This window comes from Kitasatospora sp. NPDC056783 (assembly GCF_042789895.1).
Taxonomy (GTDB): domain Bacteria; phylum Actinomycetota; class Actinomycetes; order Streptomycetales; family Streptomycetaceae; genus Kitasatospora.
The window spans coordinates 1-13145 of record NZ_JBHUAF010000235.1 but is presented as its reverse complement, the minus strand read 5'-3'; the positions used below and the strand labels follow the sequence as shown (position 1 = coordinate 13145).

Below are 13145 nucleotides of genomic sequence, written 5' to 3'. Positions count from 1 at the left end.
GGAGAGTCGCGTACATGGATCACAAGGCCCTGGCACTGGAAATGCGTGGCCTGCGCGAACAGGTCACCGGGATCACCGACACCGCGGTCGCCGCCCGCGCGCCGTTCACCCCCGGGCCCGCCCTCCGATCGCGCGAACCGGCCACCGGGCCCGCCCGCTACGGCCACCTCGCCGCCCGCGCGCGCGTGCCCGTGCGCCTGGCCCCCGCCGGCCACGAGCACCGGTGGCGCCTGGAAGAGGACCACCACCCCGCCCCGACCGCCCCCCACCCCCGCCGGGCCTGGCCCGCCCCGCCACCCGCCCCGCCGCCGCCCGCCGCGCCGGCCACGACCTCTCCCCGGCCACGCCGCCCCGCCCCTGCCGCCCGCGCACCCTCACCCTCACCGCCGACCGCCTCACCCGCCACGCCCGGAGCGCCAGGAACACCCCGGCCCCCGCCCGCCGCCCGAGACACCCCCGGGCCACCCGGCGCGGGCACAGGAAGAGCCCCGCCACCATCCCCCTTCCCCGGGCCAGAAGCAGGGCACGGCGGCGGGGCCCCGCCCGCCCCGGCGGACACCGCCCGGGCCCGCGAACACCTCCACGAACTCCCGCCCGCACACCCGGCCCGGCCAGCGCCCGCAACGCCACACGCACACGCGGCGGACGGCGCACCCGCCGGCGCGGCAGGGCCGATCGGATGAGCGGATGACGAACCGGCCGTCGCTCCACGACGCCTGCGGGCCCGCAGGACACGTCCCCGCCCTGCTGGAGCGCTTCGCCGCCGACCCGGGCGGCCGGTGGTCCGAACTGACGGACCACCTGTGCCCGTACCCGGACACCGCCTACCCCGCGAGCTTCGCCGCACTGCCCCACCTGGCCCGCACCGCCACCGCCACGGCCCGCACCCCCGGCCGGCTCCACCCGGTCCTCCTGGCCGCCGGCGCCATCACCGCCCGCGCCGCCCCGCACGGCACACCCGGCGGCCCCCTGGAACGGTTCGCGGCCCCGATCGCCGTCCTCCACCGCCTCACCGACCAGGCCCTGCGCACCACCCACCGCGAACAGCCCTACACCGAACCGCTCCAGTGCCTGCTCTCCTTCGAGGGCGTCGAAGTCCGGGACCGCTGCCTGGAAGGCCTGCACACCGGCGAATACGACATCGACTGCCCCCACTGCGGCGTCCACCCGTGCGCCGCCTTCCACACCGAGGGTGTCTTCCACACCGGCGGCGCCTTCCGCACCGCCGACGACGACACAGGGCAGGACACCGACCGCACGCCGCCGCGCCCCGCCGCGCCGCACGCGCTGGAGGGCCTGGCCCGGCGCCTGCGCGAGCGGGCCCTCGCGGACGGGCACGAGGGGCCGGCCCGCGCGGTGACGTACCTGTTCGGGCACGCCTCCTGCCCCCACTGCGCGACCGCCTTCTCGCCCGCCGAGCGGGTGGCGGCGCGCTGGATCCCGTAGGTCCCCTCCGGGCGGCCGCGGCGGACCGGCCGGACAGGGCCTGGCGGGCGGCCCGTGCGCGGGGACCGCCGGCCGGCCCCGGGTGTGTGTGCTCAGGCGGCCAGGCCGAGGCCGGTGTGGCGGGCCGGGAGGACGGCGCGGGGGCGGCCCGCGAGGCTGCCGGCCGCCTGGGCCGGGGCGTGGCGCACCAGGTCGGCCTGGGCGAGGGAGAGCAGGCCGGCCAGGCCCAGCCCCAGGGCGCGGGCGGCGGCCGCCAGGACCTCGGAGGAGGCCTCCTTGCGGCCGCGTTCCAGCTCCGACAGGTACGGCACCGAGATCCGGGCGGCCTCGGCGACATCCTTCAACGTCCGCTCCTGGGCCAGCCGTTCACGCCGTAGCACGGCGCCGACGACATCGCGCCACAGCGGCTCGCGCGCCGCGGGCCGCTGCTGGGACGCCTTCGCGGGCAGGGGGACGACGCGGGCTTCGCCGGGCGCATGAGTGCTCACCCTCCTCAGCGTAGACGAGCACCCGCGCCGTGGCCGGGGCCCGTCCGAAGGGAAACCGCCCCCGCACCGCGCGCCGGCGCCCCGCCGCGCCACGCAACGCCCGCACCCGGGCCGCGCGGACCACGGCGAACGGCACCGCCGCGCCGCCTCACCGCGCCGGCTCACCGTGCCGCCTCACCGCGCCGCCTCACGGCACCGGCTCCTCACCGCCAGGCCCACGGGCGAACGACGCGAGGCGACCGGCGAACGCGACGACCAGGGCACGCAGTTCCTCGGGACGCTCGATCACGAACGGCCGGTCCAGCGCGGCGAGCACCGCCGGCAGCCAGTCCAGCCGCTCCGCCCGCAGCCCGACCCGCAGCCAGCGCTCCGCCGCCCGGTCCCGCCCCGCCACCGGCCCGGCCTCCTCCACGAGCTCCTCCACGACCGCCACACTCACCGGAAGACGCGCACGGACCTGCTCGACCGTCCCGTGGACCCGCAGCACCACCTCGTGCCGGTACCCGGCCCCGGCGAACCCCGACCGCACCCGCCGCGCCGCACCCGGCCCCGCGGGCATCTCGAACGAACCGGGCAGCACCCGCACCCACGCGATGCGGTCCAGCCGCAGCGTCCGGTCCTCACCGATCCCGGCGTCCCCGCCCGTCACGTACCACCGGCCCTCATGGGCGACGATCCCGTACGCGTGCAGCGTGCGCTCGCCGCACCGCCCGTCGCGGCCGGTGTAGCGGACGGAGACCGGCCGGCGGTGACGCACCGCATCGGCGAGGGCGAGCAGCACCTCGGCGTCCGGGCCCTCGAACCCGCCGGGGGCCCCCTCCGTGACGGCGAGAGCCTCCGCCGGCGCGTTCAGCCGGCCCGCGACGTGCCGGGGCAGCACCCGCCGGATCTTCGCCGACGCCGTCTCACCCGCCGTCCGCCGCGCGGCCGTCAGCCCCGTACGGCGTCCGGCGGCCAAGCCGAGCGGCACGGCCAGTGCCTCGTCCTCACCCGGCATCAGCGCAGGCAGGCGGTACCCGGGAGCGAGGCGGTACCCGCCGTAGCGCCCGCGCACCGGTTCCACGGGCACGTCCAGGTCGATCAGCCGGCCCACGGACCGCCGCACGGTGCGCCCCTCGACCCCGAGCCGCTCGGCCGGTTCGGCCACCGTCGGGGTGCCGCCCGACCGCAACAGTTCCAGGAGTGTCAGCACGCGGCCGGCGGGTCGGGACATGGGCGGCAATCCAGCGCGGACACAGGACCGGTTCCGTCCGCTGTTCCCCCTGGCCTGCGCAGTGCACGTTTCCAGCACAGCCAAGGGGACCTCCATGGACTTCGTCTCGATCCGCGTCATCACCGGCGACGTCGCGCGCCTCGTCGAGTTCCACGAGCGGGCCACGGGGGCGCGCGCGACGTGGGCCACCGAGGACTTCGCCGAACCCGGCACCGCGGGCGCCACCCCCGCGATCGCCGGCACCCGCACCGTCCCGCTGTCCGCCGGGCAGCGCCCGCCCGGCGGACAACCACAGCGTCATCACCGGGTTCCTCGTCGATGACGTGGACCGCGTCCACCGGGACCTGGCCGGCTTCGTCACCGGCTTCGTCGCCGGGCCCACGACGATGCCCTGGGGCAACCGGTCGCTGCTGGTGCGTGACCCCGACGGCAACCTGGTCAACTTCTTCACCCCCGTCACCCCGGCGGCCGTCGAGAAGTCCGCCCGCCGGCGCGGACACCCGGGCCATCGCGGTCACGGATACCGCCTCCTCGTCCTCTCGCACGGTCACCGGGAAGACGGCGGCGGGCGGCGGGCTGCGCCGAACGGGTTTCCGGGGCGGCCGGAACGCCGGCCCGGGGGCGGGCGCGGGGGATCCATGGGCCGCAGGGGCGCCTTTCCCCCTCGTGCGCCCCCGGAAAAGGAGAACAGTGATGCGTCGTCGAATCGCCCTGGCCGGGATGCTGGCCGCCGTCGGTGCGCTGGCCCTGGTGGTGCCCGCGCAGGCCGCCACGGGGACCCTGGTGGTCAACGGGGTGACGAAGCAGAATCCGGCACGGGGCTGTTACCCGGCCCTGTCGCCGGTCCTGGTGGAGAACCTCACGGACGCGAGGGTCGACGTGTACTCGGCGGCCGGCTGCCAGGGGACGGTGACCCGGCAGGTGGCGCCCGGGATGACGGCGGCGACGGTCGGGTTCAGCTACTTCGTCAACTGAGGCCGGGACAGGGACAGGGACGGGGGCGCGGGAAGCCGGCCCGGCCGGCTCCCCGCGCGGCGGCAGTGGTGGGTGCACGAATCTCGTTCGGGTGAACCGGCGGGCGCGGCGGTCGGGTCCGGCGCCCGTCCGGGTAGCAAGGCGTCGGGAGTGACGGGGCGCCGGCCGTGCCGGGGGCCTGTCACTCCCGGTGACGTCCCCTCCTTGTGAGTCCCGGAAAGGGAGTTCCCATGCGCATGCGCATCCGTCCGCGCGCGGCCCTCGTGGTCACCGCCGCCGTCCTCGCCCTGTCCTTCGTCAACCTCTCGACGGCCTCGGCGGCGCCGGGCGTCGTGATCCTGGAGAACGGCAGCGACTTCAAGCAGGTCCGGGACCCGCAGGGCGGCCAGTGCTACCCCGGGCTCGGCGCCGACACCGCGATCGCCAACCGGACCGGCGGCACCATCCTGCTGTTCCCCGACGGCAACTGCATGACCAGAATCCTCAACCCCCTGGGGCCGGGCGAGTTCCGGCCGGACGAGAACGTCGGCAGCTTCCTGGCCCTGGACTGACGGCCCCCCGCCCCACCCGCCCCGCCCCGCGGGGCGGCGGGGCGGGTGACCGGAGGCGGCTACGGGAGGTCCTGGCCGATGGCCCGCAGGACGTCGGCGAGCCACACCAGGTGGTACCCCAGGGCGCGGTCCTCGTCGGCGAGCAGGTCCCTCAGGTGCCGGCAGGACTCCGAGAGCTGTCCGATCGTCAGCTCGCCGGGCTTCCTGGTGACGTCGTACCGCTCGTCCGGGGGGACGGACCAGAAGTAGTCCTTGTCCAGGGTGACGGCGCCGCCGGCCGTGGCGGCCTCCACACGGCACATCAGCACGTCGAACGACCGGCGCAGCTCGGCGGGGGACACGGACAAGGGCTCATCGGTCATGCGCACCATTGTCGCCACCCTCCTCGCCCGCATCCAGCGCCGGGTGCGCCGCAGACTGCGCCAGACCACGGACGAACCCCGCCTGCGCGGCGCCCAGGCCGAACTGCTGATCCTGGTCCGGGACAACCCCGGACCGCGGATCTCGGAAGCCGCGGAGGAGCTGTGCCTGGCCGGCAACTCGGTGTCCACCCTCGCCAACCAGCTCGCCGCCCCCGGCCTGCTGCACCGCGAGAGCGACCCCGCCGACCGCCGGGCCACCCTCCTGCACGCCACCCCGCAGGCCCTCGAACGGACCGAGGCCTGGCGCCGGCGCCGCCGCGCGCTCATGAACGACACCGTCGCCGCCCTGCCCCCGGAAGACCGCGCCGCCCTGGACGCCGCCCTGCCCGCGCTGCGCCGGGTCGCCGACGGCCTGCGCACCCCGACCCCCCGCGCGGCCCTGGTCACCGGCAAGGCCTTCGCGGTCGGGGTCAAGGCCGTCCTCCAGGCGGCGGTGGTGGTCCTGATCGCCGCCGCCCTCGGCGTCGCGCTCACCTGGAACCCGCTGCGCCTGCTCGGGGTCGCGGCCGTCGTCGTACTGGGCTCGGCGTTCTTCTCCTGCCTGTCGACGGCCATCGCCGGCATCGTGCTCACCCGCGACCGCCTGATGGGCATCGGCCAGGCGATCACCATGCCGCTGTTCTTCGGCTCCAACGCCCTCCACCCGGTGGACCTGATGCCCGGCTGGCTCCAGGCCGTCAGCCGGGCCAACCCGCTCAGCTACCAGGTCGACGCGCTGCGCGGCCTGCTCATCGGCACACCCTCCCACCTGCCCCTGGACTTCGCCGTCCTCGTCCTCGCCGCCCTGGCCGGCATCGGCGCGGCCTCCGCACTGCTGGGCCGCCTCGCCCGCTGACCGCCCCCCGGCCCCCGGGCGGGCCGGTCGGCGGACCGCGGTCCACCGCCGTACGCCGGTACACAACGGTGGTCACGTACGCTCTCCGGCATGACGACGACAGCCCCGACCGGCCGCCGGGAACGGCGCAAACGCGAGACCCGCGACCGCATCCTCACCGCGGCCGTCGACCTGATCGTCGAACGCGGCTACGAGGCCACCACCTACGACCTCATCGCCGAACACGCCGACCTCGGACGCCAGACCGTCTTCAACCACTTCCCCCGCAAGGACGACCTCGTCTGCGCCTGGGTCCAGGACCGCCGCGACCGCCTCGACACCCTCACCGCCGAGAAGACCGCCGCCGACGGCCCGCCGCTGCGCCGCCTGCGGGCCGTGTTCGAGGCCATGGCCGACTTCGACGACCGCGAGCGCGCCGTGGCCCGCGAGCTGTACGCCGCGGGCGTCCTGGTGCGCGGCTTCCTGCCCGGCGCGCCCCCGCCGCCGGCCCTCGGCGCCCTGCTCGCGCTGGCCCGCGACGCCGGCGAACTCGACGCCGACCTGGACCCGGTGCCGGCCGCCGAGATCCTCTTCGACACCTACATCGGGACCCTCCAGCGCTGGCTGGAATCGGACGGCGCCTTCCCCCTCGCCCGGGCGCTGAACGCCAAGGCGGCCCTGGTCGTCCGGGGCTTCGCCGCGAGCGCGGCACCCGAGGGCCCCTGACCCCCGCACCCCCGGGCCCGCCGCACCCCCGGCCCGCCGGAAGCCCCCCCACCGCGGCACTGCCCGGCAAAGGCGCGCGGCTCGTCACCGCCGACGGCACGCGATACCGCCGGCGCGCGCCGGCGGCACCGGTGCCGCGACCACGAGGGCACCACCCTCGGCTGCGCCGTCGAGGACGCGGCGCACCCCGCGGACACCGCCCGCACCCCCGCCCCGCCGTCCCGCCGTCCGCCGAACCGGTCCTGCCCCGGCAGGCCCCGGGGCCGTCAGGAGGAGTGGATGCCCTGGCCCGGGGTGAGGATGCCCGCCGGGTCCCAGCGCCGCTTGGCGCGCACCACCTTGTCCCACTGGCCGCCGTAGTGGCGCCGCCAGTCGGCCTGGGTGAGGCCGGGCACCGCGCCGATCGGGTAGCGCTTGCCGCCGAGCGCCACCGCCCGCTCGTACAGGCGCCGGTTGCGCTCCAGCATCGCGGCGGTGTCCGAGCCCGGGCCGGGGAAGGCCAGCATGTCGAAGTGCCAGCCCACCTCCTGCTCCGGCAGCACCGCCAGCGGCGCCTTCACCGCGGAGCGCTTGTACGGGTAGAACAGCATCAGCCCCGCGCCCACGTCGGCGCCGGTCAGCACCTGGGCGGCCTCCGTCATGAAGGTGTGCACCGTGGCGGCGGGCAGGAACAGGCTCAGCCACGGCTTGGGCAGGTCCCACAGGCCCGCCGAGCGCAGGTAGCCGGCGAGGCCGTCGACCCGGTAGGCGTACTCGCGCCAGCTCTGCTCGACGACCTCGGTGCGCACCGGGTTCAGCCCGGCCAGCAGAGCGGCCCGGTCCGCCGGCTGTCCGGCGTCGCGCAGCGCCACCAGCTCGGCCCGGTAGAGCCAGCGGGTGTCGTCGGCGCTGCGGGTGACGTCGCCGACCTGGAAGTCGAAGCGGCGCCCGGCGAGCACCTTCTGCTGGTCGGCGAGGTAGGCGCCGAGGTCGTCGTAGTGGAGGGAGAAGACGTGGGCGCGTTCGCGGACCTTCACCAGGGCGAGGGTGACGCGCACGATGACGGCGACCTGGCCGGCGCCGGCCAGCACCGCCTCGAACAGTTCCCGGTTGCGGGTGGGGGAGGCGGTCACCAGCTCGCCGGTGCCGGTCACCACGTCCAGCTCCAGCACGTTGTCGACCTGCATGCCGTAGCGGTGCACGCCGCCGCCGATGCCGCCGACGCTGAGCGTGCCGCCCACCGACAGGTGCAGGTAGTCGGGGAGCACCGGCGGCACCCAGCCCTGGGCCAGGCCCGCCTCCGTCACCTGCGCCCAGGTCGTGCCGGCGCCGACCACCGCGCGCCCGGCCCGTACCGAGACGACACCGGACAGGCCCCGGGCGTCGATGGCGATGCCGCCGCGGGGGTTGGCCTGGCCGTAGTTGGAGTGCGACTCCAGGCCGGTGGCGCCGAACTGGGCGAGGTCGCCGCTCTGGCCGTTGACGGCCACCGGGACGCGGTGGCGGCGGGCGAAGGCCACCAGTTGCTGCACGTCGCGCACCGAGCCGGGGCGCAGCACCGCCCGGGGGGCGGCGGTGACGATGTGCCCGAAGTCGCGGGAGAAGCGCTCCAGGCCGGCGCCCTGGAGGGTCATCGTGCCGTCGAGTGCGGGCAGTTCGGCGACGTCGGGGCCGGGTTCGGTGGCCCAGGCGGCGGTGGCGGTGTTCCAGCCGGTGACGGCGGTGAGGGCGCCGGCGCCTCCGGCGGCGAGGAGGGTGCGGCGCGGCAGTCCTGGCCTGCTCATCTGAGGGTGCTCCGATCGGTCGTCAAATAGGGATTGTTGTACCGCAACCATCGGGTGATCACCTACTGGCCCGTACCCTCCAGTTGCCGCCGCAGCTCGGCGGCGCGGTGCCGCACGCTCGCGACGTACCCCGGCTGGTGCGGGCGGGGGTCGTCGGTCATCCAGGCGGTGGCCGCCTCGGCTTCCTCCAGCAGGGCCAGCCGGGCCCGTGGCAGGCCGGCGACCAGCGGGGAGCGGCTCTGCGTCAGCAGCGTGTGGACGAGCTTTCCGGCGTACACCCGCGGGTTGACCGCGAACAGCGTGCGGTACACCCACAGGGCGTCCGGGCCGTCGAGGGTCCAGTCGTCGGTCATCAGCAGCCGCACCCGTGCCTTCAGCACCAGGTCCTTGTGCGGGTTCATGCGCCCGTCCCCCTTCGTCGTGTGTCTCCTCCGGCCCCGGGGCGGCACGCCGCGCGCGCCGGCCGCCCCGGGCAGGGGGGCCGGCGCGGGACGCCGGGGTGGGATGCGCACGAGTCTGCGGGCGGCGCGGGGGGTGCGGCAAGGCGGAGGAGGGGTGTGCTGCGTCCTACCGAACGCCTGGTCCGAGCTGGCAGGATGGGGGTCGGCACCCTCCGTCCGGGGCCCGTCCGGGGCCGGTGCGCGGCCCGGGTCCGGCCCGGTGGGCAGGGTCCTCGCGGCGGGCGGGGACCGGGCAGCCGTCGGGGCGCCGGTGGCCGAAGACCCGTTCGTGCGGGCCGGGTTGACCGAGTACCGGGTGACGGAGTTCCTCACCGCCGCGACCGTGCCCGCGACCGCGACCGCGCCCGCCGCCCGCCCGAGGCCTTCCGGAGGCCTTCGGCAAAGCCTGTCCGAAGTCCGTCCTAAGCCCGTCCTAAGCGCGCCTGAAGGCTGTCCTTCCCGCCGTCCGCCGTGCCCCGGGTCACCCAAGCGGTTCGGGGCGCCGTCGTGTTCTGGCTACGATCGGTGAGCACGGGCAGGGACGCGGCGCGGGTCACCCACTCGCGCATCACCGACCTTCGGCGGGAGAAGACGGATGGCACACGCACGGGCAGGGCAGCCGGCACAGCCCGGTGATCTGGTGGACGTGGCACGGCTGGTGACGGCCTACTACGCGCTCAACCCGGACCCGCAGGAGCCCGGGCAGCGGGTCGCGTTCGGGACCTCGGGGCACCGCGGTTCCTCGCTGGACGGCGCCTTCAACGAGGACCACATCGCCGCGACCACCCAGGCGATCTGCGAGTACCGGGCGGAACAGGGTGTAGCGGGCCCGGTGTTCCTGGGCGCCGACACCCACGCCCTGTCCGAGCCGGCCAGGGCCACCGCCCTGGAGGTGCTGGCCGCCAACGGCGTCCACGTGCTGATCGACGCCGCCGACGGCTACACCCCCACCCCGGCGGTCTCGCACGCGATCCTCGCCCACAACCGGCGCAGCCCCCGGGCGCTGGCCGACGGCATCGTCGTCACCCCCTCGCACAACCCCCCGCGCGACGGCGGCTTCAAGTACAACCCGCCCAGCGGCGGCCCGGCCGGCTCGCAGGCCACCGGCTGGATCCAGGACCGCGCCAACGAGCTGATCCGCGAAGGCATGCGCGGCGTCAAGAAGGTCCCCTACGCGCGCGCGCTGGCCGCCGCCACCACCGGGCGCCACGACTACCTCACCGCCTACGTCGAGGACCTGCCCTCCGTCCTGGACCTGGACGCGGTGCGCGGGGCGGGCCTGCGCATCGGCGCCGACCCGCTGGGCGGTGCCTCGGTCGCCTACTGGGAGCGCGTCGCCGACACCCACCGCCTGGACCTGACCGTCGTCAACCCGGTGACCGACCCGACCTGGCGGTTCATGACCCTCGACTGGGACGGCAGGATCCGCATGGACTGCTCCTCCCCGGCCGCGATGGCCTCCCTCATCGGCCGCAAGGACGAGTACGCCATCGCCACCGGCAACGACGCCGACGCCGACCGCCACGGCATCGTCACCCCCGACGGCGGGCTGATGAACCCCAACCACTACCTCGCCGTCGCCGTCGACTACCTCTACCGCCACCGCGCCGACTGGCCCGGCGACGCGGGCGTCGGCAAGACCCTCGTCTCCTCCTCCATGCTCGACCGCGTCGCCGCCGACCTCGGCCGCGCGCTGGTGGAAGTCCCGGTCGGCTTCAAGTGGTTCGTCGACGGCCTGCTGGAGGGCTCGATCGGCTTCGGCGGCGAGGAGAGCGCCGGCGCCTCGTTCCTGCGCCGCGACGGCGGGGTGTGGACCACCGACAAGGACGGCATCCTGCTCGCCCTGCTGGCCTCCGAGATCACCGCGGTCACCGGCATCACCCCCAGCGCCCACTACCGTGACCTGACCGAGCGCCACGGCGCGCCCTCCTACGCCCGGGTGGACGCCCCCGCCGACCGCGAGCAGAAGGCCCGCCTGGCGCGGCTGTCCCCGGAGCGCGTGGGGGCCGGGGAGATCGCCGGGGAGAAGATCACCGCGGTCCTCGCCAGCGCCCCCGGCAACGGCGCCCGGATCGGCGGCATCAAGGTCTGCACCGAGAACGCCTGGTTCGCCGCCCGCCCCTCGGGCACCGAGGACGTGTACAAGATCTACGCCGAGTCCTTCCACGGCGACGAGCACCTCGCCCGCGTCCAGGACGAGGCCCGCGCGCTGGTCGGCGAGGTCCTGCGCGGCTGAGCCGCCGCGCCCGCGCCGCCGCCCCGCTCCGGTTCCCGTGCCGGGCCGGGGCGGCGGCGCCCCGCCTCAGGACCGGGCGGGCTCCCGCGTGCGCGGCCGGGCCGGCGGCCCGGCGGGGGAGTGCGTGCGCTCGTCGCGGGTGGTCGCCGCCGACAGCGCGCACGCCGCCAGCGCCAGCGCCGCCGCCGCGAACGGGAACCACCGCCCGCCCAGCACCGAGATCGCCGCCGACCCCGCCACGCCGCCGGCCGCCGTCCCCAGGTACAGCGCGCTGCTGTTCAGCGAGATCAGCAGCGGCGCGTTCGGCGGGTCGACCGACGCCAGCCGGTGCGGCAGCGCCACCGACACCGCCCACCCCGCCAGCGGCAGCACCGCCGCGTACGCGAGCGCCCCCGGCATGCTCAGCCCCAGCCACGGCAGCGCGGCGAACGCGGCCGCGGCCACCGCCGAGCCGGCCAGCAGCACCCGCCGCACCCCCGCGCGGTCCACCAGGCGCCCGCCCAGCCAGCTGCCGGCCACCGACATCACGCCGCAGGTCGCCAGGATGACGCTCAGCCGGCCGGAGTCGCCGCCGGTGGCGCCCGCCACGGCGGTGGCCAGGTAGATGTAGACGCTCTGGAAGGCGAGGAAGAACACCAGCGTGGTGGCCGCCGCCCCCAGCACCCGGCCCCGGCGCAGCGGCGCCAGGCGGGCTTTCAGGGCCGGGGCGGCGACGGGGGCGGGCAGGCCGCGCAGCAGCAGGGCCAGGCCCGTGAGGGCGGCCAGGCCGAGCGCGGTGACCAGCCACATCGTCATCCGCCAGTCGGAGCGCCCCACCCAGGTGCCCAGCGGCACGCCGAGCGCGGTGGCCGCCGTCATCCCGCCCAGCACCGTCGCGAGCGCCCGGCCGCGCCGCTCGGGGGCGACCAGGGTGGTGGCCACCGCGTTGGCGGTGGGCGTGTAGAGGGCGGCGCCGGCCGCCGCGAGGACCCGGGTGGCCAGCAGCAGTTCGTAGGTGGGGGCGAGCGCGCTGAGCGCGTTGGCCGCGCTGAACACGGCGAGCGCGGTCAGCAGCAGGCGCCGGCGCGGCCAGCGGGCGGTGAGGGTGGCCAGCACCGGGGCCAGCAGCGCGTAGCCGAGCGCGAAGACGGTGACCAGCTGGCCGGCGGCGGGCACCGACACCCCCAGGTCGGCGGAGATCGGGCCGAGGATGCCGGCGACGACCATCGAATCGGTGCCCATGGCGAAGGTGCCGAGGGCGAGCAGGAGCAGACGTACGGGCACGGGCGGGCCCCCCGGGGCGCGACGGAACGGACTGTTGGACCAGCATCCAACAGTTTTACGTTCGTCAAACACTCGGGGACGGGTGGATGATTGTCAAACCATTCATTCCCCGTCCCAGACCCTGGACCCCGGACCCCGAGGAGCGCGAGCCATGAGCGAGGACGAGCGGCTTCCCCAGCCCGCCACCGCCGACATCGACCTCGTCACGCTCCTGCACGCCCTCGGCGACCCCGTCCGGATGACCCTGCTGCTCAGCTACGCCGACGGCCGGGAACACTCCTGCGGCCCGCGCGACCTGGGCCTGGACCACCTCCACAAGTCGACCGTCTCCCACCACATGCGGGTACTGCGCGAGGCCGGCGTCACCACCACCCGCGTCGCCGGCCGCAACCGCTTCGTCAGCCTGCGCCGCACCGACCTCGACGCCCGCTTCCCCGGCCTGCTCGACGCCCTGCTCGCCGCCGCCACCGCAACGCCCCTGCGGCGGAAGGCGGTTGGACCCTAGGGGAGGACGGCCCCCGGCTGCCGCCAAGGGAGTAGGCCTGCGGTCGCACGACGGCACGGGCCGCTCCTGCCGCCGGTGGACGCGCCCGGGCGGGCCGGGTCGGCACGGTGGACGCGCACGCCCACCCGTGGGCCGACCCTCCCGAGGAGCCGCGACCGTGACCACACCCCAGCCCCGCCGCCCGCTCACCCGCCGGGGCGTCCTCGGCGCGTTCGCCCTGGGCGCCGCCGGCGCCGCCGCGGCCGTCGCGGGCGCCGCACCGGCCCCCGCCGACGCCGCCCCCACCTGCGCCCCCCCACCCCA

13 protein-coding genes and 2 pseudogenes are annotated in these 13145 nt (G+C 76.3%); 8 read left to right on the top strand and 7 right to left on the bottom strand.

Translation table 11 applies throughout. From position 1 onward, the window contains the following. Positions 1-245: pseudogene (locus tag ACFRMQ_RS27290) on the bottom strand (hypothetical protein); the annotation flags it as partial. Between the two features lie 442 nt (positions 246-687). Here ACFRMQ_RS27290 and ACFRMQ_RS27285 point away from each other — a divergent pair. Next, positions 688-1446: a hypothetical protein gene (locus tag ACFRMQ_RS27285; protein ID WP_380733298.1), complete on the top strand. Its 759-nt coding sequence runs from the start codon at positions 688-690 to the stop codon at positions 1444-1446. A 92-nt stretch (positions 1447-1538) separates the two neighbouring features. Here the strand turns inward: ACFRMQ_RS27285 and ACFRMQ_RS27280 are convergent, their stop codons facing one another. Together ACFRMQ_RS27280 and ACFRMQ_RS27275 are read right to left on the bottom strand one after the other, a co-directional pair. Beyond that, positions 1539-1934, bottom strand: a complete 396-nt coding sequence (locus ACFRMQ_RS27280) for a helix-turn-helix domain-containing protein (protein WP_380733297.1) — start codon at positions 1932-1934, stop codon at positions 1539-1541. Between the two features lie 187 nt (positions 1935-2121). After that, entirely contained in the window at positions 2122-3147 is a 1026-nt protein-coding gene (locus ACFRMQ_RS27275) for a helix-turn-helix transcriptional regulator (protein WP_380733296.1), read from the bottom strand. A gap of 94 nt (positions 3148-3241) precedes the next feature. Here ACFRMQ_RS27275 and ACFRMQ_RS27270 point away from each other — a divergent pair. The 3 genes and pseudogenes from ACFRMQ_RS27270 to ACFRMQ_RS27260 form a co-directional block, all read left to right on the top strand. Next, positions 3242-3635, top strand: a pseudogene (locus tag ACFRMQ_RS27270) (VOC family protein); the annotation flags it as partial. A 205-nt stretch (positions 3636-3840) separates the two neighbouring features. Next, the gene (locus ACFRMQ_RS27265; protein ID WP_380733299.1) at positions 3841-4122 is read left to right on the top strand and encodes a hypothetical protein; all 282 of its coding nucleotides are present in this window, start codon (positions 3841-3843) and stop codon (positions 4120-4122) included. 230 nt (positions 4123-4352) lie between these two features. Next, the gene (locus tag ACFRMQ_RS27260) at positions 4353-4673 is read left to right on the top strand and encodes a hypothetical protein (RefSeq protein ID WP_380733295.1); all 321 of its coding nucleotides are present in this window, start codon (positions 4353-4355) and stop codon (positions 4671-4673) included. 59 nt (positions 4674-4732) lie between these two features. On the opposite strand, the gene ACFRMQ_RS27255 is transcribed toward ACFRMQ_RS27260, so the two are convergent. Next, positions 4733-5035: a hypothetical protein gene (locus tag ACFRMQ_RS27255; RefSeq protein ID WP_380733294.1), complete on the bottom strand. Its 303-nt coding sequence runs from the start codon at positions 5033-5035 to the stop codon at positions 4733-4735. Here ACFRMQ_RS27255 and ACFRMQ_RS27250 point away from each other — a divergent pair. After that, a complete protein-coding gene (locus tag ACFRMQ_RS27250; protein ID WP_380733293.1) occupies positions 5034-5930 on the top strand; it encodes an ABC transporter permease in 897 nt (298 codons plus the stop codon). The genes ACFRMQ_RS27255 and ACFRMQ_RS27250 overlap by 2 nt on opposite strands. Positions 5931-6020: 90 nt before the next feature. After that, entirely contained in the window at positions 6021-6635 is a 615-nt protein-coding gene (locus ACFRMQ_RS27245; protein ID WP_380733292.1) for a TetR/AcrR family transcriptional regulator, read from the top strand. Between the two features lie 266 nt (positions 6636-6901). Here the strand turns inward: ACFRMQ_RS27245 and ACFRMQ_RS27240 are convergent, their stop codons facing one another. Both ACFRMQ_RS27240 and ACFRMQ_RS27235 read right to left on the bottom strand, forming a co-directional pair. Then, entirely contained in the window at positions 6902-8398 is a 1497-nt protein-coding gene (locus tag ACFRMQ_RS27240; RefSeq protein ID WP_380733291.1) for an FAD-binding protein, read from the bottom strand. A 62-nt stretch (positions 8399-8460) separates the two neighbouring features. After that, a complete protein-coding gene (locus ACFRMQ_RS27235; RefSeq protein ID WP_380733290.1) occupies positions 8461-8799 on the bottom strand; it encodes a hypothetical protein in 339 nt (112 codons plus the stop codon). A gap of 634 nt (positions 8800-9433) precedes the next feature. Between ACFRMQ_RS27235 and pgm the strand changes: the two genes are divergently transcribed. Then, positions 9434-11074: a phosphoglucomutase (alpha-D-glucose-1,6-bisphosphate-dependent) gene (gene pgm, locus ACFRMQ_RS27230; protein ID WP_380733289.1), complete on the top strand. Its 1641-nt coding sequence runs from the start codon at positions 9434-9436 to the stop codon at positions 11072-11074. 66 nt (positions 11075-11140) lie between these two features. On the opposite strand, the gene ACFRMQ_RS27225 is transcribed toward pgm, so the two are convergent. Further along, positions 11141-12337 carry an MFS transporter gene (locus tag ACFRMQ_RS27225; protein ID WP_380733287.1) on the bottom strand — a complete coding sequence of 399 codons (1197 nt, stop codon included), beginning with the start codon at positions 12335-12337 and terminating at the stop codon, positions 11141-11143. 151 nt (positions 12338-12488) lie between these two features. Between ACFRMQ_RS27225 and ACFRMQ_RS27220 the strand changes: the two genes are divergently transcribed. After that, positions 12489-12842 (top strand): ArsR/SmtB family transcription factor, encoded by a 354-nt coding sequence (locus ACFRMQ_RS27220; protein WP_380733286.1) that lies wholly within the window; start codon positions 12489-12491, stop codon positions 12840-12842. Positions 12843-13145 lie beyond the last annotated feature (303 nt).

What these genes read in the sequence shown, in the direction of transcription:
- ACFRMQ_RS27275 (WP_380733296.1), bottom strand. Translation starts at nt 3,147, where the DNA reads ATGTCCCGACCCGCCGGCCGCGTGCTGACACTCCTGGAACTGTTGCGG.
- ACFRMQ_RS27235 (WP_380733290.1), bottom strand. Translation starts at nt 8,799, where the DNA reads ATGAACCCGCACAAGGACCTGGTGCTGAAGGCACGGGTGCGGCTGCTG.
- ACFRMQ_RS27250 (WP_380733293.1), top strand. Translation starts at nt 5,034, where the DNA reads ATGCGCACCATTGTCGCCACCCTCCTCGCCCGCATCCAGCGCCGGGTG.
- ACFRMQ_RS27220 (WP_380733286.1), top strand. Translation starts at nt 12,489, where the DNA reads ATGAGCGAGGACGAGCGGCTTCCCCAGCCCGCCACCGCCGACATCGAC.
- ACFRMQ_RS27240 (WP_380733291.1), bottom strand. Translation starts at nt 8,398, where the DNA reads ATGAGCAGGCCAGGACTGCCGCGCCGCACCCTCCTCGCCGCCGGAGGC.
- pgm (WP_380733289.1), top strand. Translation starts at nt 9,434, where the DNA reads ATGGCACACGCACGGGCAGGGCAGCCGGCACAGCCCGGTGATCTGGTG.
- ACFRMQ_RS27265 (WP_380733299.1), top strand. Translation starts at nt 3,841, where the DNA reads ATGCGTCGTCGAATCGCCCTGGCCGGGATGCTGGCCGCCGTCGGTGCG.
- ACFRMQ_RS27285 (WP_380733298.1), top strand. Translation starts at nt 688, where the DNA reads ATGACGAACCGGCCGTCGCTCCACGACGCCTGCGGGCCCGCAGGACAC.
- ACFRMQ_RS27255 (WP_380733294.1), bottom strand. Translation starts at nt 5,035, where the DNA reads ATGACCGATGAGCCCTTGTCCGTGTCCCCCGCCGAGCTGCGCCGGTCG.
- ACFRMQ_RS27245 (WP_380733292.1), top strand. Translation starts at nt 6,021, where the DNA reads ATGACGACGACAGCCCCGACCGGCCGCCGGGAACGGCGCAAACGCGAG.
- ACFRMQ_RS27260 (WP_380733295.1), top strand. Translation starts at nt 4,353, where the DNA reads ATGCGCATGCGCATCCGTCCGCGCGCGGCCCTCGTGGTCACCGCCGCC.